14 protein-coding genes and 6 tRNA genes are annotated in these 20,188 nt (G+C 71.5%); 9 read left to right on the top strand and 11 right to left on the bottom strand.

All coding sequences use genetic code 11. The features are described 5' to 3' along the window. Positions 1-16 precede the first annotated feature (16 nt). A complete protein-coding gene (locus BH708_RS01445; RefSeq protein WP_076806005.1) occupies positions 17-601 on the bottom strand; it encodes an HIT domain-containing protein in 585 nt (194 codons plus the stop codon). After that, a complete protein-coding gene (gene thrS, locus BH708_RS01440) occupies positions 598-2,598 on the bottom strand; it encodes a threonine--tRNA ligase (protein WP_076806004.1) in 2,001 nt (666 codons plus the stop codon). The genes BH708_RS01445 and thrS overlap by 4 nt, the downstream gene beginning before the upstream one ends. A 275-nt stretch (positions 2,599-2,873) precedes the next feature. Here thrS and BH708_RS01435 point away from each other — a divergent pair, with 275 nt between their 5' ends. Next, the gene (locus BH708_RS01435; protein WP_083713186.1) at positions 2,874-4,787 is read left to right on the top strand and encodes a BCCT family transporter; all 1,914 of its coding nucleotides are present in this window, start codon (positions 2,874-2,876) and stop codon (positions 4,785-4,787) included. A gap of 218 nt (positions 4,788-5,005) precedes the next feature. Here BH708_RS01435 and BH708_RS01430 read toward each other — a convergent pair. The 4 genes from BH708_RS01430 to BH708_RS01415 form a co-directional block, all read right to left on the bottom strand. Next, positions 5,006-5,080: transfer RNA gene (locus tag BH708_RS01430), tRNA-Val, on the bottom strand. Between the two features lie 24 nt (positions 5,081-5,104). Then, positions 5,105-5,178: transfer RNA gene (locus BH708_RS01425), tRNA-Cys, on the bottom strand. A gap of 65 nt (positions 5,179-5,243) precedes the next feature. After that, positions 5,244-5,316 (bottom strand) — tRNA-Gly (locus BH708_RS01420). Positions 5,317-5,342: 26 nt separating this feature from the next. Continuing rightward, positions 5,343-5,414: transfer RNA gene (locus BH708_RS01415), tRNA-Val, on the bottom strand. Between the two features lie 394 nt (positions 5,415-5,808). Between BH708_RS01415 and BH708_RS01410 the strand changes: the two genes are divergently transcribed. The 6 genes from BH708_RS01410 (at position 5,809) to BH708_RS01385 (ending at position 13,786) form a co-directional block, all read left to right on the top strand. Beyond that, positions 5,809-5,881: transfer RNA gene (locus BH708_RS01410), tRNA-Gly, on the top strand. A gap of 30 nt (positions 5,882-5,911) precedes the next feature. Next, positions 5,912-5,986 (top strand) — tRNA-Val (locus tag BH708_RS01405). Positions 5,987-6,137: 151 nt separating this feature from the next. Next, on the top strand, positions 6,138-8,303 hold the full coding sequence (gene glgX / locus BH708_RS01400; RefSeq protein ID WP_076806002.1) for a glycogen debranching protein GlgX: 2,166 nt from the start codon (positions 6,138-6,140) through the stop codon (positions 8,301-8,303). Between the two features lie 41 nt (positions 8,304-8,344). Then, positions 8,345-10,900, top strand: a complete 2,556-nt coding sequence (treY, locus tag BH708_RS01395) for a malto-oligosyltrehalose synthase (protein ID WP_083713185.1) — start codon at positions 8,345-8,347, stop codon at positions 10,898-10,900. Beyond that, a complete protein-coding gene (treZ, locus tag BH708_RS01390; protein ID WP_076806000.1) occupies positions 10,900-12,690 on the top strand; it encodes a malto-oligosyltrehalose trehalohydrolase in 1,791 nt (596 codons plus the stop codon). Before treY ends, treZ begins: the two co-directional genes overlap by 1 nt. A 121-nt stretch (positions 12,691-12,811) precedes the next feature. Beyond that, entirely contained in the window at positions 12,812-13,786 is a 975-nt protein-coding gene (locus BH708_RS01385) for a C-terminal binding protein (RefSeq protein ID WP_076805999.1), read from the top strand. Positions 13,787-13,844: 58 nt separating this feature from the next. Here BH708_RS01385 and BH708_RS01380 read toward each other — a convergent pair whose 3' ends face one another. The 3 genes from BH708_RS01380 to BH708_RS01370 all read right to left on the bottom strand — a co-directional run bounded on the left by BH708_RS01380 (position 13,845) and on the right by BH708_RS01370 (position 16,128). Beyond that, the gene (locus BH708_RS01380) at positions 13,845-14,477 is read right to left on the bottom strand and encodes a 2-dehydro-3-deoxy-6-phosphogalactonate aldolase (protein ID WP_076805997.1); all 633 of its coding nucleotides are present in this window, start codon (positions 14,475-14,477) and stop codon (positions 13,845-13,847) included. Positions 14,478-14,515: 38 nt separating this feature from the next. Beyond that, the gene (locus tag BH708_RS01375; protein ID WP_076805996.1) at positions 14,516-15,256 is read right to left on the bottom strand and encodes an SDR family oxidoreductase; all 741 of its coding nucleotides are present in this window, start codon (positions 15,254-15,256) and stop codon (positions 14,516-14,518) included. 83 nt (positions 15,257-15,339) lie between these two features. After that, entirely contained in the window at positions 15,340-16,128 is a 789-nt protein-coding gene (locus BH708_RS01370) for an SDR family NAD(P)-dependent oxidoreductase (RefSeq protein ID WP_076805994.1), read from the bottom strand. A gap of 161 nt (positions 16,129-16,289) precedes the next feature. Here BH708_RS01370 and BH708_RS01365 point away from each other — a divergent pair, with 161 nt between their 5' ends. Next, on the top strand, positions 16,290-17,159 hold the full coding sequence (locus BH708_RS01365) for an NAD(P)-dependent oxidoreductase (protein ID WP_076805992.1): 870 nt from the start codon (positions 16,290-16,292) through the stop codon (positions 17,157-17,159). Positions 17,160-17,444: 285 nt separating this feature from the next. Here the strand turns inward: BH708_RS01365 and BH708_RS01360 are convergent, their stop codons facing one another. Together BH708_RS01360 and zapE are read right to left on the bottom strand one after the other, a co-directional pair. Next, the gene (locus BH708_RS01360) at positions 17,445-18,146 is read right to left on the bottom strand and encodes a GntR family transcriptional regulator (protein WP_076805990.1); all 702 of its coding nucleotides are present in this window, start codon (positions 18,144-18,146) and stop codon (positions 17,445-17,447) included. Between the two features lie 30 nt (positions 18,147-18,176). Continuing rightward, entirely contained in the window at positions 18,177-19,238 is a 1,062-nt protein-coding gene (gene zapE / locus BH708_RS01355; RefSeq protein WP_076810640.1) for a cell division protein ZapE, read from the bottom strand. A gap of 146 nt (positions 19,239-19,384) precedes the next feature. Between zapE and BH708_RS01350 the strand changes: the two genes are divergently transcribed. Then, positions 19,385-20,137 carry a dihydrofolate reductase family protein gene (locus tag BH708_RS01350; protein ID WP_076805988.1) on the top strand — a complete coding sequence of 251 codons (753 nt, stop codon included), beginning with the start codon at positions 19,385-19,387 and terminating at the stop codon, positions 20,135-20,137. Positions 20,138-20,188 lie beyond the last annotated feature (51 nt).

The raw sequence follows: 20,188 nt of genomic DNA, 5'->3' as shown, positions 1-20,188 counted from the left end.
GCTCGGTCATGCTAGCTCAGGGCCAGGCGTCGGCGTAGAGCCGTCGGGTGTCGGCCAGCAGGACCGGGATCGCCTTGGTCCGGCCGACGACGGGCAGGAAGTTCGCGTCGCCCATCCAGCGCGGGACGACGTGCTGGTGCAGGTGCGCGGCGATTCCCGCCCCCGCCACCGGACCCTGGTTCATGCCCAGGTTGAACCCGGCGGGGCCGGAGACCTCGCGGATGACGCGCATCGCGGTCCGGGTCAGCTCGGCGACCTCAAGCACCTCGTCGTCATCGAGCTCCGTGTAATCGGCGACGTGCCGGTACGGGCACACGAGCAGGTGGCCGGAGTTGTACGGGTAGAGGTTCAGCACGACGTAGGAGACCTCGCCGCGGTGGACGATGAGGCCGTCCTCGTCGTTGCGACGCGGTGCCGCGCAGAACGGGCACTGCTCCCCGTCGTGCGGGTCGACGGGTTTGTTCTCCCCGCCGATGTAGGCCATCCGGTGCGGGGTCCACAGGCGCTCGGTGTCGTCGGGGACGCCGACGAGGTCACCGGCGTCCTCGACGACAGGCCACTCGGGTCCTTCCGGAGAGGCTGCAGGGTCCGTCTCGCTCACACCTGCACCTTGTCCGCGATCGCGGTGACGATCCGCTGGACGGCGTCGTCGACGGCGATCCCGTTGTCCTGGCTGCCGTCCCGCATCCGGAAGGAGACCGCCCCGCCCGCCTGGTCCTCGCCGCCGGCGATGAGCAGGTAGGGCACCTTCTCCTTGGTGTGGGTGCGGATCTTCTTCTGCATGCGGTCGTCGGAGGAGTCGACCTCGACGCGCACGCCGTGGGCGCGAAGCTTCGCCGCGACCTCCTCGAGGTAGGGCACGTATTCGGCGGCGACCGGGACGCCGACGACCTGCACGGGCGCGAGCCATACGGGGAACGCTCCGGCATAGTGCTCCAGCAGCACGCCGAAGAAGCGCTCGATGGATCCGAACAGGGCGCGGTGGATCATCACGGGGCGCTGCCGCGATCCGTCGGGCGCGGTGTACTCCAGCTCGAACAGCTCGGGCTCGAAGAAGTCCAGCTGGATGGTCGAGAGCTGCCAGGTGCGGCCGATCGCGTCCTTGGCCTGCACGGAGATCTTGGGACCGTAGAACGCGGCGCCGCCCTCATCGGGAACCAGGTCGAGCCCCGAGGCGGTGGCGACCTGCTCGAGCGTGGCCGTCGCCTCGACCCAGGTGGCCTCGTCGCCCACGGACTTCTCGGGATCTCGGGTGGACAGCTCGAGATAGAAGTCGTCCAGCCCGTAGTCCTTCAGCAGTCCGAGCACGAAGTCGAGGGTGCGGGAGATCTCCTCCTTCATCTGCTCCCGGCTGCAGTAGATGTGCGCGTCGTCCTGGGTGAAGCCGCGGGCACGGGTCAGGCCGTGCACCACCCCGGACTTCTCGTAGCGGTACACGCTGCCGAACTCGAACAGCCGCAGCGGCAGTTCCCGGTAGGAGCGCCCCCGGGAGCTGTAGACGAGATTGTGCATCGGGCAGTTCATGGGCTTGAGGTAGTAGTCCTGGCCCTGCTTGGTCACGGTGCCGTCGGCGTCCACCTCCTCGTCCACGTGCATCGGGGGGTACATGCCGTCGGCGTACCACTCCAGGTGCTTGGAGGTCTCGAAGAGGTGCTTCTTGGTGATGTGCGGCGTGGAGACGAAGGAGTAGCCGGCCTCGACGTGGCGGCGGCGCGAGTAGTCCTCCATCTCCATCTTGATCATCGCGCCCTTGGGGTGGAACACCGGCAGCCCGGAGCCGATCTCGTCGGGGAAGGAGAACAGGTCCAGCTCGCTGCCGAGCCGGCGATGGTCGCGACGCTCGGCCTCGGCGATCCGCTCCTGATGGGCGCGCAGTTCCTCCTTGGAGGGCCACGCCGTGCCGTAGACGCGCTGCAGCATCGGGTTCTTCTCGCTCCCGCGCCAGTAGGCGGCGGCGGAGCGGGTCAGGGCGAAACCGTTGCCGATCAGTCTCGTGGTGGGCAGGTGAGGTCCGCGGCAGAGATCGGTCCACACCACCTCGCCGCGGCGGTCGACGTTGTCGTACATGGTCAGACCGCCCTCGCCGACCTCGACACCGGCGCCCTCCGCGGCCTCGTCGGCGGTGGACTTCAGGCCGATCAGCTCGAGCTTGTAGGGCTCATGCGCCTCTTCGGCGCGGGCGGCGTCGTCGGAGATCTCGCGGCGGACGAAGCGCTGCCCCGATTTGATGATCCGATTCATCTCCTTCTCGAGCGCCTTGAGCGACTCGGGAGTGAAGGGCTCGGCGACGTCGAAGTCGTAGTAGAAGCCGTCCGTGATGGGCGGGCCGATGCCGAGCTTCGCCTCGGGATCGGCCTTCTGCACCGCCTGGGCGAGGACGTGGGCGGCGCTGTGACGCAGGATCGACAGTCCGTCGGGGCTGGAGAGCTCGACACCCTCGACCACCCCACCGGCCTCCACGGTGGTGGACAGGTCCCGCAGCTCGCCGTCGATCCGCAGGGCGACGATCTCGGTGCGGCCCTCGAAGAGCGTGGTGCCCGTGGTCCCCTCCTCGAGCTGCTGGGGTGAACCGTCCAGGGTGATGGCGATCTGGGCCACGGGGATGCTCCTTGTTCTCGGGTCGAGCCGGCCGACGATGCCGGTCCTCGTTTCCGTCGTAGGAGATCGTATCCGGGGCCGGGCCGCTGCGACGATTCCGGCCCCGGCGAGCTGGGGACGACCGGGCCCACTCCGGGTGGCGCGTCTCTCTCGAAGGCACGTCGAGGCGGCTCTGCGCGGGGCAGGCGCTACGGTAGGACGGCTTCACATCCCACCCCCTAAGAAGGAGGCGTCCTCGCGGGCCCGAACGAGGCACCGGGAGCGACACGTTCCCCATGAGCCAGAACACACAAACCACCCAGGAGCTCCTCGCGGATCTCCGCAGCGCAGAACCCCGGCGTCGACGCAGGCCCCGCCTGGGCACCGACAAGATCGTCTTCGGCATCGCCGGCGTCCTCGCCATCGGATTCGTGGTCTGGGGACTGATCTCCCCGACCGGCCTCGGCTCGGTCGCCACCAGCGCCCTGAACGGCGTGATGAGCAACTTCGGCTGGCTGTACGTGATCGCAGCAACCGTCTTCACCCTGTTCGTGATCATCGTCGCCGCCTCCCGCTTCGGTCGCATCCCGCTGGGCCGCGACGGCGAGGAACCGCAGTTCAGGACCGCTTCCTGGATCTCGATGATGTTCGCGACCGGCATGGGCATCGGTCTCATCTTCTACGGGGTCGGCGAGCCGCTGTTCTTCTACATGTCCCCGCCGCCGGGCACCGTCGAGGGCTCGACCCCGGAGGCCATGACCACCGGGCTCGGCACGACGCTGTTCCACTGGACCCTGTACCCGTGGGCGATGTACGCGATCGTCGGACTGGGCATGGCCTACGGAACCTTTCGGCTCGGCCGCTCGCAGCTGTTCTCCTCGATGTTCACCTCGCTGTTCGGTGAGCGCGTCTCGGACGGCCTCGGGGGCCGCGTCATCAACATCCTCGCCATCCTGGCGACGCTCTTCGGCTCCGCCTGCTCGCTGGGCCTCGGCGCCCTGCAGATCGGCGGCGGCATCGAGTCCGTCGGCCTGATGGACGACGTGACCTCGCCGATCCTGGTGATCATCATCGCGGTGCTCACCGCAGCCTTCGTGGCCTCCGCCGTCTCCGGCATCGAGCGCGGCATCCAGTACCTCTCGAACATCAACATGGTGCTCGCCGTGGTCCTGGCCCTGATCGTCTTCATCGGCGGTCCGACGCTGTTCATCCTCAACGTGATCCCCAACGCGGTGGGCGGCTTCATCAACGATCTGCCGGAGATGGCCTCGCGCACCTCCGCCGCCGGCGGCCAGTCGCTGGACGAGTGGATGAGCACCTGGACCATCTTCTACTGGGCATGGTGGGTCTCCTGGTGCCCCTTCGTGGGTCTGTTCATCGGCCGCATCTCGCGCGGCCGCACCATCCGTCAGTTCGTCGTCGGCGTGCTGCTGGTCCCCTCCGTCGTCTCCCTGATCTGGTTCTCGATCTTCGGCGGCGGCGCCATCGGCATCCAGGAGCGTGCCGAGCGCGCTCAGGACGAGGGCGCCATGCTCGCGCAGGTCGTCGACGGGGTCCCGGACATCAACTTCGACCTGATCCTGTTCCAGACCCTCGAGACCCTGCCGGTGCCGGGCTTCGTCACCATCATCCTCATGGTGCTGGCCGTGGTGCTGGTCGCGATCTTCTTCGTCACCGGCGCGGACTCGGCCTCCATCGTCATGGGCGGGCTCAGCCAGCACGGCGCCGAGGAGCCGACCCGCAAGATGGTCGTCTTCTGGGGCGTGGCGACCGGCGCCGTGGCAGCGATCATGCTGCTGGCCGGCGGCAACGATCCGGCGGCCGCCCTGAACGGCCTGAAGAACATCACGATCGTCTCCTCGCTGCCCTTCGTCATCGTCATGCTGCTGCTGTGCGTGGCGATCTGGAAGGACCTCGCGAGGGATCCGCTGATGATCCGCAATCGTCTGGCCCGGCACATCCTGGAGGATTCCGTGGACACGGCGATCGACAAGCACGACGGCTCGCCCTTCGAACTGCGCACCGTCGAGACCCTCGTCGAGGTCTCTCCCGGGGACGCGGAGCGACTGGAGACCAGGGACGCCTCCCGGAAGCAGGGGCGTGACGGCTCCTCCGACGGGTCGGCGCCGTCCGCCGGGGCGTCCGCGGACCCCTCCGCGGCCGGCTCCGACTCCGCGGGGCCCACCGACGGGACCGGGCCCGCACGCTGAGGTCCGCTCACCGCTGGACGAAGGGCTCCCGCCGTGCGGCGGGGCCCTTCGTGCTGTCCGGGGGGAAGACGGGGCCCCGCGCCGGGACTCGGCCACCGTGCACTGTGCGGCCAGTGGACGCAGCATGCCCGACCCGCCGGAGCGTGGCGGTGGACCACCGCCGCCATCGGGCCTCGGACGGCGAAGGACCCCGGTCCGCAGACCGGGGTCCTTCGTGGTGGTGGGCGATACTGGGTTCGAACCAGTGACCTCTTCCGTGTCAGGGAAGCGCGCTACCGCTGCGCCAATCGCCCTCGCCGCAGGCATTCTGCCCGCGGTGGAGGTGGGTACGGGATTCGAACCCGTGTACACGGCTTTGCAGGCCGTTGCCTAACCACTCGGCCAACCCACCGGAGATGCCTGTGCATCACATGGAACGGCGCTCCCGACGAGACGTCGGGCGCACCGTTGTCCCGGAGCGGACGACCGGATTCGAACCGGCGACCCTCACCTTGGCAAGGTGATGCTCTACCAACTGAGCTACGTCCGCGTGACAGGGACCCGAAGAGCCTGTCGTGGGCGATACTGGGTTCGAACCAGTGACCTCTTCCGTGTGAAGGAAGCGCGCTACCACTGCGCCAATCGCCCGAGGTGGTCGACCCCCGGAGCTGACATGTCGCCCTCCGGAGTGGACTCGAAGAAGCTTACACGAGGTCCGCGGGCCCTTTGGACATGTTCCGATGTGACCTACGTCGTGCTCGCGCCCCGGGGCGCAGCGCAGGCGCCGGCACCGCCGCCCTTGGCCCGACACCGTTGCACCCGCACGCCGGCACCGCCGCCCCGGCCCGACACCGTCGCACCCGCACGCCGGCACCGCCGCGCGCTCGGCGTCGGCAGTGCGCGTCACCCTGCGCCGTCGGTCCTGCGCATGCCACCTCGGGGCCGACACAAACCCCGCGTGACCTCCGACACTGCCGCCGAGATGCATTTGCACGGACGCCATGGCCCGCCTAGAGTATTCCTTCGTCGGCCTGGCCGATGCGCGGACGTAGCTCAGTTGGTAGAGCATCACCTTGCCAAGGTGAGGGTCGCCGGTTCGAATCCGGTCGTCCGCTCCGTCCCTCTCCCGCGTCCCCGGACGCACCGGGCGATTGGCGCAGCGGTAGCGCGCTTCCCTGACACGGAAGAGGTCACTGGTTCGAACCCAGTATCGCCCACCACGGAAGGCCCCGGCAGATGCTGGGGCCTTCGTCGTTCCCGGGCCCCGGAGCACCGAGCTCCCGCGCCGACCGCCGGTCACGGACGGGCCTCCACGCCACCGTCCGCCGCATCCCCGGGCAGTTCCCGACCTGGTGCCGCTACCCTGAGCCCATGCAGATCTGGACCGGTCAGTCCTACCCCCTGGGGGCCACCTTCGACGGCTCCGGCACCAACTTCGCTCTCTTCTCGGAGGCGGCCGAGCGGGTCGAGCTGTGCCTGATCGACGACGACGGCAGCGAACGGCGCGTCGAGATCACCGAGGTCGACGCCTACGTCTGGCACGTCTACCTGCCCGCGGTGCAGGCCGGGCAGCGCTACGGCTACCGCGTCCACGGCCCCTACGACCCCGATGCGGGGCACCGCTGCGACCCCTCGAAGCTGCTGCTGGATCCGTACGCGAAGGCGATCGCGGGGATGGCCAGCAATCACCCGTCGCTGTACAGCTACAGCTTCGAGGATCCCGAGCAGCGCAACACCGAGGACTCCGCCGAGCACACCATGCATTCGGTGGTCGTCTCCCCCTTCTTCGACTGGGGCAGCGACCACCCGCCCGCGCACGAATACCACGACACCGTCATCTACGAGGCGCACGTCAAGGGCCTGACGATGCTGCATCCGGACATCGACGACAACATCCGCGGCAGCTACGTGGCGATGGGCCACCCCTCGATCATCGAGCACCTCACCGAGCTCGGGGTCACGGCGGTGGAGCTGATGCCCGTCCACCAGTTCGTCCAGGACGGGCACCTGGTGGACAGCGGTCTGCGCAACTACTGGGGCTACAACACCATCGGCTTCTTCGCGCCGCACAACGAGTACGCCCATGCGGGCGATCGCGGTCAGCAGGTCCAGGAGTTCAAGCAGATGGTCAAGAACCTGCACGAGGCGGACATCGAAGTCATCCTCGACGTGGTCTACAACCACACCGCCGAGGGCAACCATCTCGGCCCGACCCTCTGCTTCCGCGGGATCGACAACGCCGCCTACTACCGGCTGGTGGACGAGGACCGCGCGCACTACTACGACACCACGGGCACCGGGAACTCGCTGCTGATGCGCACCCCGCACGTGCTGCAGCTGATCATGGACTCGCTGCGCTACTGGGTCACCGACATGCACGTGGACGGCTTCCGCTTCGACCTGGCCTCCACCCTGGCGCGGGAGCTGCACGAGGTCGACCGGCTGTCTGCCTTCTTCGACATCATCCAACAGGATCCGGTGATCTCACAGGTCAAGCTGATCGCCGAGCCGTGGGACCTCGGGGAGGGCGGATACCAGGTGGGCGGGTTCCCGCCGCTGTGGTCGGAGTGGAACGGCAGCTATCGCGACACCGTGCGCGACTTCCACCGCTCCGAGCCCGGGGTCATCGGGGAGTTCACCTCCCGCCTGGCCGGCAGCTCGGACCTGTACCAGCACACCGGTCGCACCCCGATCGCCTCGATCAACTTCGTCACGGCCCATGACGGCTTCACGATGCGCGATCTGGTCTCCTACAACGAGCGACACAACGAGGCCAACGGCGAGGACGGTCAGGACGGAGAGAGCCACAACCGCTCCTGGAACTCCGGCGTCGAGGGTCCCAGCGACGACCCGGAGGTGCGGGCGCTGCGCCTGCGCAGGGCCAAGAACCTCATGGCCACGCTGCTGGTGAGCCAGGGCGTGCCCATGATCCTCCACGGCGACGAGATGGGCCGCACCCAGGGCGGCAACAACAACACCTACTGCCAGGACAATGAGACCTCCTGGGTCGACTGGGAGCTGGACGCCGACCAGATGGAGATGCTCTGGTTCACGCAGGCGATGATCGAGCTGCGCCGCGAGCACCCGATCTTCCGCCGTCGCCGCTTCCTGCGCGGCATCGTGCGCGACGGCGCCGGCTCGACTCTCGCGGACGTCGAGTGGCTGGGCACCGACGGGGCGCTGATGACCGCCGAGGACTGGGACTCGGCGCAGAACAAGTGCCTGACCGTGTTCCTCAACGGCGCCGGGATCCCCGAGCCGAACCTGCGGGGCCAGCGCATCATCGACGACTCGGCGCTGCTGCTGTTCAACGCCTCGGGCAACGACGTCGACTTCACGCTGCCGTCCGCGGACCACGGCGAGAGCTGGAAGGTCGTCCTGGGCACCGGGGACACCGTCGAGGTCGGCACCGCCTTCACCGGCGGCGAGACCCTCACGCGTCCCGGCCACTCGCTGCTCGTGCTCATGCGCCCACCGGTGGACGAGGACGAGACCCCGCCCGCCGTGGAGGAGACCGAGCAGCCCGCCCGCGCCTGACACACCCGTCCGGGCTCGCCGCCCGGGAGAAGGAGACCATCGTGAGCACCGGTACCCGTGCGGTCGTGCCGACCTCGACCTATCGCCTGCAGCTGCACGAGGGCTTCACGGCTGACGACGCCGCCGCCCTGGTCCCCTATCTCTACCGGCTCGGGGTGGGACACGTGTTCTGCTCCCCGGTGCTGCAAGCCGCGCCGGGCTCCACCCATGGCTACGACGTGGTCGACCACACACGGATCGGTGCGGAGATCGGAGGGGAGGCGGCGCTGCGACGCCTCGCCGCGGCGGCCCACGCCCACGACATGGGGCTGATCGTCGACGTGGTGCCCAACCACATGGCGATCCCCACCCCGATCTGGCACAACCGTGCGCTGTGGTCGGTGCTGCGCGACGGGCCCGGCTCCCCCTTCGCCGACTGGTTCGATACCGACACCTCGGCGGAGCGCTCCATCCTGGTCCCGGTGCTGGGCCGGCCGATCGGCGCGGTGCTGGCGGACGAGGAGATCACCGTCGACCGTGCCGAGGTCCCCCAGGCCGACGGCACCACGGCGACCGAGGCGGTGGTGCGGTACTACGAGCACGTGCTGCCGGTGGCCGCCGGGACCGAGCACCTGGGGCTGGCGGACCTGCTGGACCGCCAGTGGTACCGCCTGGCCTACTGGAAGGTCGCCGACGACGAGCTGAACTACCGGCGGTTCTTCGACGTGGACACCCTGGCCGCGATCCGGGTGGAGCTGCCGGAGGTGTTCGAGGCCACTCACGCGACGCTGCTGGAGCTGCAGGCCGAGGGGGTGATCGACGGCTTCCGCATAGACCACCCGGACGGCCTGGCGGATCCGCGGGGTTATCTGCGGGACCTGGAGCGGGCCACCGGGGGCGCCTGGACCGTGGTGGAGAAGATCCTGGAGGGGGACGAGCAGCTGCCCGGAGACCTCCCCTGCGCCGGCACCACCGGGTACGACGCCCTGTGGCGGGTCGGCGGGCTGTTCCAGGACCCGCACGGCGCTCTGGGGCTGACGCACCTGTGGCAGCGCCGCACCGGGGACCTGCGACCCTTCTCCGAGGTCGCCGCGGAGTCCACCGAGCAGATCATCTCGACCAGCCTGTGGGCCGAGCTCGAGCGCCTCACCGAGCTGATCCACCACATATGCCAGGAGGACATCCGGCTGCGGGACACCACCCGGCGCAACATCCAGACGGCGGTGCGGGCCCTGCTGGGCTCGATGGACCGCTACCGCGCCTACATCGTGCCCGGCGAGCCCGCCCCCGGCGGCGAGCGCGCCGTCATCGAGCAGGCGGCCGCGCGAGCCCAGGCCGTGCTCGGCGACGACGAGGACCTCGCGACGGCGCTGGGGACGGTCGTCGCCCTGGTGTGCGGGGACGAGGTGGGCAGTGCGGGCCGCACCGCCAGCGCCCGGCGCGCCGAGGTGATCGTGCGCTTCGCCCAGACCTGCGGGCCGGTGCATGCCAAGGGGCTGGAGGACACCGCGTTCTACCGCTACACCCGGTTCATCGCCGTCAACGAGGTCGGCGCGGATCCGGAGCGGATCGGGGTGGAGCCCGACGATCTCCATGATCACGCCCTGGACAGGGTCCGCACCCGCCCCGATGCGATGACGACGCTGTCGACCCACGACACCAAGCGCAGCGAGGACGTGCGGGCGCGTCTCGCGGTGCTCACCGAGCAGCCGCTGGAGTGGGCGCTGACGATCCAGGACCTGGACCGCGCCACCGCCGATGCCCGCGGCGATCGGGTCGACGGGGCGATCGAGCTGCTGCTGTGGCAGACCCTCGCGGCATGCTGGGACCTCCCCGGCTCCTCCGCTCCGCGGATCACCACCGAGCGCCTCGAGGGGTACCTGCTCAAGGCGATGCGCGAGGCGAAGGTCCACACCACCTGGACCGACCAGGACGTCGAGTACGAGCAGCAGGTGCTGGAGCTGTCCCGGGCGGCGCTCGCCTCCCCCGAGGTGGAGGACCTGCTGACGGAGTGGACCCGGCGCACCCTGCCGGCACAGCGCGCCGCGATCCTCGGCCAGAAGCTGATCCAGCTGACCATGCCCGGGGTCCCGGACGTCTACCAGGGCAACGAGACCGTGGACCTGTCGCTGGTGGACCCCGACAACCGCCGCGAGGTCGACCACGGCGCACGGGCCGATCGGCTGGCACGGATGATCGACGGGGCCGGCCCCGAGGGGATCGGGGACGAGAAGCTGTGGCTGACCCACCGCGCCCTCGCCCTGCGCCGGCAGCGACCTGAGCTGTTCGGCGGCCGGGGCGCCGCCTATCGCCCGCTGCCGACCACCACCTCGCACGCGGTCGCCTTCGGCCGCGCGGTGGGCGACGGGCCGGTCGAGGTGGCCGTCGTCGCCACCCGCCTCGCGCAGGGCCTCGCCCAGCGCGGCGGCTGGGGGGACTCGCAACTCGCCCTGCCCGAGGGCCGCTGGCGGGACACCCTCGGCGGGGCGGAGGTCGACGGCGGGATGGTGCCGCTCGAGGGCCTGCTGTCCTCCTGGCCGGTCACCCTGCTGGTGCGCTGCGGCGACACCGCCGAGGCGACGGAGGAGCAGATCGCCGAGGAGGCGGAGGAGCAGTGATGAGCCTCCCGGACCCGCGACCGGTCGCCCCGCGGGCCTACGACCGCTACGAGGTGTGGGCCCCGAACGCCCGTGCGGTGACCGTGCGCGTGGACGGTCTCGAGCAGGCGATGCAGCGCGGCGAGGACGGCTGGTTCACGCTCGCCGAGGTGACGGCGGTCCCCGGTGCCCGCTACAGCTTCCGTCTCGACGAGGACCCGGCGTGGCTGCCGGACCCGCGCTCCCTGCGCCAGATCGACGGCGTCCACGGCGAGTCCACCGTCGTCGATCCGCGCCCGCTGCGTGAGGAGACCACCTGGGCGGGCCGGGACCTGCGCGGGCAGGTCCTCTACGAGCTCCACGTGGGCACCTTCACCCCGGGCCCCGACGGGCGCGGCGGCACCTTCGACTCGGCGATCGAGCGTCTCGACGACCTCGTGGACCTGGGCGTGGACGCCGTGGAGCTGATGCCGATCGCCACCTTCCCCGGGGACCGCGGGTGGGGCTACGAGGGCGTCGGGCTGTACGCGACCCACGAGACCTACGGCGGGCCGACGGGGCTGGCACGCTTCGTCGCCGCCGCCCATCGGCGCGGTCTCGCCGTGGTGCTCGACGTGGTCCACAACCATCTCGGGCCCGCCGGCAACTACCTCGGGCGGTTCGGACCGTACGTCACCGATCGCCACGAGACCCCGTGGGGCGAGGCCGTGAACCTCGATCAGCCCGCCTCGCGCACGGTGCGGGACTTCCTGCTGGGCAGCGCCCGGCAATGGCTGGTCGACGTCGGGCTGGACGGACTGCGGCTGGACGCGGTCCACGAGCTGCACGACGACTCCGAGCAGCATTTCCTGGCCGAACTGGCCGAGGCGGTCTCCTCCTGGGAGGTCGAGACCGGGAGGCCGCTGACCCTGATCGCCGAGTCCGACCGCAACGACCCGGCCACCGTCACGCCCACCGCCTCAGGAGGGCTCGGGATGGACCTGCAATGGGCCGACGACGTCCACCACGGGGTGCACGCCTGGATCACCGGCGAGCGCGAGGGATACTACGCGGACTTCGGCTCCGCCGAGGCGCTGGCCGCCGTGCTGACACGGATCTTCTGGCACGCCGGGACGTACTCGAGCTTCCGCGGCAGCGTCTGGGGAGCCCCGGTCGATCCCGCCGGCGAGCACTACGACGGCCACAGCTTCGTCACCTTCCTGCAGGATCACGACCAGGTGGGCAACCGGGCCGCCGGCGATCGCATCCACCACGTTCTCTCCCCCGCCCAGCACGCCGCCGCCTGCGCGCTGATCCTCCTGGGGCCGGGCACGCCGATGCTGTTCCAGGGCGAGGAGTGGGCGACCTCCGCGCCCTTCGCCTTCTTCACCGACCACGACCAGGAGCTCGGGGCGCTGGTGAGCGCGGGCCGGGTGGCCGAGTTCGCCGAGATGGGGTGGGGCGATGCGGTGCCCGACCCGCAGGCCCGCTCGACCTTCACCGCCTCGATCCTGCCGTGGGCGGAGCGCGCCGAGGACGCCCATGCCCGGATGCTGCGGTGGTACCGCACCCTGATCGGCCTGCGGCGGCGGCACCCCGCGCTGCGCGACGGCGATCTGCGGAGCGCCCGTGTCGACGTCCTCGCCGAGTCCTCCGTGCTGCTGCGCCGCGGCGACCTCGCGGTGCTCGCCCATCGCGGCCCCGGATCCCTCCCCCGCGCGCCGCGGGCTCGGGAGGTGCTCGCCTCCTTCGGGCCGGTCCGCCACGCGCCGGACGGCACCGTCCACATGTCCGACGCGGGCGCGGCGGTCCTCCTGCTCCACGGAGAATGAGTGCCGCGCTCGACATCGACCGGCTCGAGGTCGACCGCCTCGACATCGACCGGCGGAGGCCCGGGGACCGGCCCTCGGCCGGTCCCCGTCCTGCCCTGCCCCACTCCGAGGAGAGGACCCCATGAAGATCGTCATCACCGACCTGGACCAGGAGCGGACCACCGAGGAGGAGACGGTCGCCGAGGCCGCCGGCGTCCAGCTGGTCCGTCAGCAGGCCCGCACCGAGGACGAGGTGATCGCCGCCGCCCGGGGTGCTGACGGGCTCCTGGTGCAGTACGCCCCGATCACCGACCGGGTGCTCGAGGCCCTGCCGACGGTGCGGGCGATCGGACGCTACGGGGTCGGGGTCGACACCATCGACGTCGCTGCGGCCACGGCGCGCGGGGTGGCGGTGTCCAACGTGCCCGACTACGGCACCGAGGACGTCTCCGACCATGCCGTCGCGCTGGCCGTGACGCTGTCCCGCGGGATCGTCGAGCTGGACCGGAATCTGCGGGCGGGCACCTACTCGCTGGCCCCGGTCAAGCCGATGCATCGGCTCGGCACCCGGACCTTCGGGGTGATCGGTCTGGGACGCATCGGAGCGGCCACCGCCCGCAAGGCACGGGCGCTGGGATACTCCGTCCAGGGCTGCGACCCGATGCGGGAGGCCGGGACCACCACCGAGGACGGCATCGCCGTGCGCACCCGCGACGAGGTGCTGTCCACCTCGGACGTGCTCAGCATCCATGTCCCTCTCACCGAGGAGACCCACCATCTGATCACCACGGCCACGCTGGCCCGGATGCGTCCCGGATCGCTGCTGGTCAACACCAGCCGCGGCGGCGTGGTAGACACCGATGCCGTGGTCGGGGCGCTGCGGTCAGGACAGCTGCGCGGCGCCGGTCTGGACGTGTTCGAGACCGAGCCGCTGCCGGACGACAGCCCGCTGCGCGCGTGCCCGACCGCGGTGCTCACGCCCCATGCCTCCTGGTACAGCGAGGAGTCCGAGACCGAGCTCAAGCGTCGCGTGATCGAGAACGTGGTGGAGGTCCTCGCCGGCCGCACCCCGCGCAACATCCTCAACCCCGAGGTGCTGGGCAGCGCCGCCGGCTGAGCCGGGACCCGCGGCGGGCCGGGCCCCGCCGTCGCCGCTCGCCCCGTCTCTGACCGCCCTAACTCTCGGAGCCCTCCCGCTGCTGGGCGGCGGAGGCGGCGCGGACCAGCTCGGCGGCGATCTCCCGCACCTCCTCGGCGTCACGACCGGGGGCATAGAGGAACGAGCCGATCCCGGCTCCCGCGGCGCCCGCGCGGATCCACGTCGGGAGGGTGTCGGTGCTGATGCCCCCGACGGGCAGGAAGGCCGTGCCGTCGGGCACGACGGACTCCCAGGCGCGCAGCACCGCGGTGCCGAGGGCGTCGGCCGGGAAGATCTTCAGGTGCTGGGCACCGGCGCGCAGCGCCGCGAAGACGTCGGTGGCGGTCGCGACGCCGGGGTACGGGACCAGGCCGAGCTCGAGCGAGTCGGCGATCACCTCGGGGTCGGTGTTCGGGGCGACGACGAGCCGGCCGCCGGCCTCGGCCACCCGCGGCACGTCGGCGGGGTCGACGACGGTGCCCGCCCCGATCTCCGCCTGCTCCCCGTAGTGCTCGGCGAGGAGTCGGATCGAATCGAAGGGGCGCGGAGAGTTCAGCGGCACCTCGAAGCGGGTGATCCCCGCCTCGAGCAGGGCCAGGCCGATGGCTGGAGCCTCGGCGGGGGTGAGCCCCCGCAGGATGGCGATGAGCAGCGGTGCTGAGGTGGTCATGGGGTGATCCTTCCATGGGCCGGGCCCGGGTCGCACGGTCAGCGCCCGAGATAGCCGCCGTCGACCGGGAGCACGGCCCCGTGCAGGTAGTCGGCGCCCTCGCTGGCCAGGAAGAGCACCGTCCCGGCGATGTCCTCGGCGCGGCCCCAGCGGCCGGCGGGGATCCGGGAGACGATCTCGGCATCGCGAGCCTCGTCCTCGCGCAGGGACACGTTGAGCTCGGTGGCGATGTAGCCGGGGGCGACGGCGTTGACGGCGACCCCGCGCCCGGCCCACTCGTTGGCGACGGACTTCGTCAGCTGGGCGACGGCCCCCTTGGAGGCGGCGTAGGCCGAGGCGTTCACGCCGCCGAAGTAGGAGAGCATCGAGGCGATCGAGACGATGCGCCCGTGCCCGCGGGCGAGCATCGGACGGCCGAATGCCTGGGTCAGCTGCACGACCGCCTCCAGGTTGACGGTCATGACCTGGGAGAACTCCTCGAGCGGGAAGTGCTCGAACTCGTGGCGGAGGTTGATGCCGGCGTTGTTGACCAGCAGGTCGACCTCGTGCTCGGCGAGCACCTGGGCCACCGCGTCGGTGCGGGAGACGGGATCGGCGAGGTCCACGCCCACGCACCGGTGGCCGGGGCCGACGGGGTCGGTCCCCCGCTGCAGCCCGATCACCCGGGCGCCGGAGGCGAGCAGGCGCTCGGTGATCGCACGGCCGATGCCGCGGGTGGAGCCGGTGACGACGGCGGTCGAGCCGGTGAGGTCGACGTGGAGGGTTCCGGTGGCGGGCATGTCTCTCCTGGGATCTTCGGGCCGACGGGGCGGCTCTGCCCGGATCGGCGCGGTCGGTGGGGTGATCGGTCCGAGGTGGCCGGTCAGTGGATATGGGAGCCGCCGTTGACGTCGAGGGTGACGCCGGTGAGGTAGCCGCCGTCCCGCCCCAGCAGGTAGTGGACGGCCCCGGCGACGTCGTCGACCGTGCCGACCCGACCCACCGGGAGCTCCTGCAGCAGCACCTCCTTGCGCTCGTCGCTGAGCTTCCCGCCCATGATGTCGGTGTCGATCGACCCGGGGGCGACCGAGTTGGCGGTGATGCCGTACTCGCCCAGCTCGCGCGCCCAGGTCTTGGCCAGGCCCAGCAGGGCGGCCTTGGAGCCGGAGTAGGCGGCGCGGCCGTAGACCCCGCCGCCGCGCTCGGCCGATGCGCTGGAGACGTTCACGATGCGGCCCAGGCTGTGGCGGCGGAAGATCGCCACCGCCTCCCGGGTGACGAAGAAGGTGCCGTGGACGTTCACGTCGAAGACCCGCTTCCACTCCTCGGTGCCGACCTCGGTGAAGGGGGTCGGCGAGGAGATGCCGGCGTTGTTGACCACGCCCACCAGCTGCGGCAGCTCGGCGTCCACGCGGGCGACGGCGTCGATGACCTGCTGTTCGTCGGAGATGTCGACGCCCAGGCCCAGGGTCGGCACCCCGTGCTGCTCGGCCACGTCCCGGGCGACGGCCGCGGAGGCCGCGGCGTCCAGGTCGATCACGGCCACGGCCCAGCCCTCCGCGCCCAGGCGATGGGCGGTGGCGCGACCGATGCCGCGCTCGGAGGCGGCCCCGGTGATCAGGGCGGTGGGCCGGGTCGGGAAATCGGAGGCCGGGTAGGGCGTCAGCGCCATGGGATGCTCCTGTGCACGAAGGAGGGAGGGACGGGTGATCCGACTCGTCACGGGGACGAGCGCGTCGGGCCGTCCCTCCCGGATGGACGGTCCACGGGGGACCTGAAATAAAATATGATTCTGAGTCTACGGCCCCGCCCGACGCTTGTGAAGGAGCTTCCATGGACACCCCCCGCCTCGCGGTGATCGGTCTGGGACCGATGGGCCGCCCCATCGCCGCCACGCTGTTGGACGCCGGCCTCACCCCGGTGGTGTGGAACCGGACGGCGAGCCGAGCCGACGATCTGGTCGCGGCCGGCGCGATCCGGGCCCCGAGCCCCGCGGACGCCGCGGCACCGGTGATCCTGTCCGTGCTGCCGGACGTCGCGCCCCTGCGTGAGCTGCTCGATACCCCGACGCGGCGGGCCTGGGGCGCCGCCGGTGCCCGCCTGGTGGTGCTGTCGACGACCGGTCCCGAGCAGGTGATCGAGCTGGCCGAGGATCTCTCGGCCGACGGGATCGGCGTGGTCGACGCCCCCATGTCCGGAGGAGTCGCCGGGGCCGCGGCCGGCACCCTCTCGCTCATGGTCGGCGGCGCCCGGGACGACGTCGCGGCCGTGCTCGACGTGCTGGAGGTGATCGGCGGGACCGTCGTGCACCTGGGTCCGCTCGGCACCGGCATGGTCGCCAAGCTGTGCAATCAGGTCGTCGTCGGCGGCACCCTGGCCGCCCTCGCCGAGGCCGTCGCCCTCGCCCGACGCTCCGGTCTCGACGTCCAGCAGCTGATGACCCTGCTCGAGGGCGGACTCGCCCGCAGCGAAGTGCTCGCCCAGAAGAGGGACAAGCTCATCTGGCGCGAGTACTCGCTGGGAGGATCCGCCGACAACCAGGTCAAGGATCTGCGGTACGCCACGGCCGCCGCCGAGAGCGCCGACCTGCCCGCCCGGCTGCTGCCCACCCTGCTTCAGCTGTACCGCGAGACGGTGGACCGGGGCGACGGCGGCAAGGACCATGCCGTCGTCCAGGAGCTGTATCTCGAGCCGGACCGCTGAGCCGCAGGACGACGCGGGCCCCCGTGGCGGATCGGCGGCGGGAGATGTGATGCCCGGGAGCACCGCGCAGCAGATGCTGCTGCTCGCCCTCGTCCCCATCCTGATCGGGATGGTGACCGATACGGCGTGGGCGCCGGCTGCCGGGCGTGCCCGCACCTGGCTCGGCTCCTCGCGCCGGCGGATGGTCATGTCCGGGCGCACGGGCGGACTCGCCATCCTCGGGGTCGGCGCCTCCGTGGCCCTCGCCGGGCAGCGTCCCTGCCGCTGGCGCGAAGCGGACGCGTCTCAGGGCCCCGCAGCATCCGCCCCGGTGGCCAGCGCTCGCTCCGTCACGGCACGCACATGCGCCGTCATCGCCTCACGCGCCGCCCGGGCATCCCCGCGCCCGATGGCGGCGAGCACGGCCGCATGCTCGCGCACCGAGATCTCGGCGTCGTCCACGCCCGCCCGGCCGAAGCGCCGGAAGCGCAGTGTGTGCACGGGGATCGCCTCGAGCGCAGCGGCCAGATAGGGACTGCGCGCCGCGGCGGCGATCTCGGCGTGGAAGGCGCTGGAATGGTCGAGGTATCCCTCGTACTCCGTGAAGCGGGCGCCGACCCCGGCCGCGGCCGTCCGCTCGAGGGTGGCCGCCAGGGCGTCGCGCTCTGCGGGGGCGGCGCGCTCGGCGGCGAGCGCGGCCAGCTCCGGCTCGAGGAGCTCCCGGGCCTCCCCCATGGTGCGCACGTGCTCGTCGTCCGGGGGCCGGGTGACGACGAAGCCGCGCATCGGCAGGTACTCGACGAGCTTCTCGCCGGTCAGCAGGTGCAGGGCCTCGCGCACCGGGGTCGCGCTCATGCCGAGCTCCTCGGACAGCGCCCCGATGCGCAGTGGCGCGCCTGGCACCAGGGCGCCGTCCATGATGCGTGCGGCGAGGGTGCGGCGCGCCTGCTCCGAGCGGGAGCGGCGCGCGGGGCCGTCCGGTCCCGGAGGCCTCGTCGGCCGGTTCATGCGCTGGGCTCGCTCACGTGCGGGGCCCTCTCACGCGCTGCGCTCGCCGGCCGGCCCGTCGGCGTCGCCGACCAGCAGACCTGCGCCGTCGTGCGCGAGGGAGGCCAAACGCGACAGCGCGCGGTAGTACTTTTTGCGGTAGCCGCTGGACAGCAGGTCGGGGGCGAAGAGATCTTCGACGACGTCGGCCTCGGGCCCGGTCGAGACCAGCGTCGGCACCTCGCGGTCGTAGAGACGGTCCACCAGCACCACGAACCGCAGGGCGTCATGGTGATGGGTCAGGCCGTGCAGCCCGGTCAGGTGGGCGGAGCTGACGCGGTCGATCAGGGCGCCGTAGCGGGAGGGGTGGACCATGGTGAGGTGCTTCAGCAGCTCGTCGAAGCCGTCGAGAGTGGTGTCGGTCCGCTCCGCGGCGTGCTCCCGCACCACGGGTTCGGGCAGGGAGCGGATCTCGGCGACGCTGTCGCGGCGGCGGTAGTCCTCGCCGTCGATGCGCAGCACCTGGAACCGCTCGGCCATCGCCTGGATCTCGCGCAGGAAGTCCTGGGCCGCGAAACGCCCTTCCCCGAGAGAGTCCGGCAGCGTGTTGGAAGTGGCCACGACGGCCACCCCTCGATCGGACAGCTCTCGGATCAGCCGGGTCATCAGCAGCGTGTCACCGGGATCGTCGAGCTCGAACTCGTCGATGCACACCAGCACCGACTCGCCGAGCAGGTCCACGGCCCGCTGGAAGCCGAGGGCGCCGACCAGGTCCGTGTACTCCACGAAGGTGCCGTAGACGCGCTTGCCCGGGGCCGCGTGGAACAGAGAGGTCAGCAGGTGGGTCTTGCCGACGCCGAAGCCGCCGTCGAGGTAGATGCCGCGGGCCGCGCGGTGACGGCGACGCAGCTTGGCCAGGAAGCCTCCGGTGGGCCGGCCCAGCTCCGCGGCGAACTCGCCGATCCGCTGCTTCGCCTCCTCCTGGGAGGAGTAGGCGGGGTCGGGCACGTAGTTCTCGAGCCGGGCACGGGCGAACCGCGGCGGGGGCACCAGGTCCGCGAGCATCCGCTCGAGGGTCGGGGCGGGCCGTCGGTCGCAGAGCGCTTCAGTCACGGCGGTCAGTGTATGGTCCGCCCGTGCCACCGGTGACGATTCGTGCGGATGGCCGCCGTGGACGATGATCGGTGCCACACCCCGCTGCCGTCCCGTCGTCCCGCCGTCGTCCCCCTGTCGTCCCGGCACCGTCCCAGGAGGTCCCCGTGCATCTGCTGCTGCGAGATGGAGCGCTGCTGCCCGCCCCTCGCCCGCTGGGCGACGGAACCGAGGCCGCACGGACGATCGCGGACCTCTACGCCCTCCCCGCGCTGCCCGCCGGCTCCGTGCACGTCCGGGCGATGATGAACACCACCCTCGACGGTGCGGTCCACGGGGCCGACGGCACCAGCGGGCCGCTGCGCAATCCCGACGATTCCCTGGTGTTCGGCGTGCTGCGCGCGCTGACGGACGTGGTGCTGGTCGGGGCCGGGACGGTGCGGGTGGAGGACTACTCCTCGGTGCGGGGGCGCGAGGATCTGCTGGAGCCGTCCCGGCGCCCCGGCGGGGCGCCGAGCCCGGCCCTCGCCGTCTGGTCGAACAGCGGGGCTCTGCCCCCTGCGCTGGATCGTCGGGGCGGCCTTCTCCTGATCGCCTCGCCGGACGCCGCGTCCGACGCCGGGCGGCGTGCCGGGGTGCATCCGGAGCAGGTGATCCCGGCCGCCACCCCGGCAGCGGCGATCCAGGGTCTGGCCGCCCGCGGACTGCGCGCCATCCAGGCGGAGGGCGGCCCCTCGACGCTGGGGCAGCTCGCCGCCGCCGGTCTGCTCGATGAGCTGTGCCTGTCGGCCACGCACCGCACGGTCGGCGGCCCCTCCCCTCGCGTCCTGCACGGGCCGGAGCACGACCAGGGCTGGGAGCAGATGTCGCTGCTGGTCGGCGAGCACGCGACGATCGCGCGGTACCGCCGCGGACGCTGACGGCTCCGACCGTCCCGTCACGCGCGATCCGCAGCCCCGTGGTCCGCGGAC

The organism is Brachybacterium sp. P6-10-X1, assembly GCF_001969445.1.
Classification (GTDB): Bacteria; Actinomycetota; Actinomycetes; order Actinomycetales; family Dermabacteraceae; genus Brachybacterium.
This window is presented reverse-complemented; position numbering and strand designations above follow the sequence as displayed.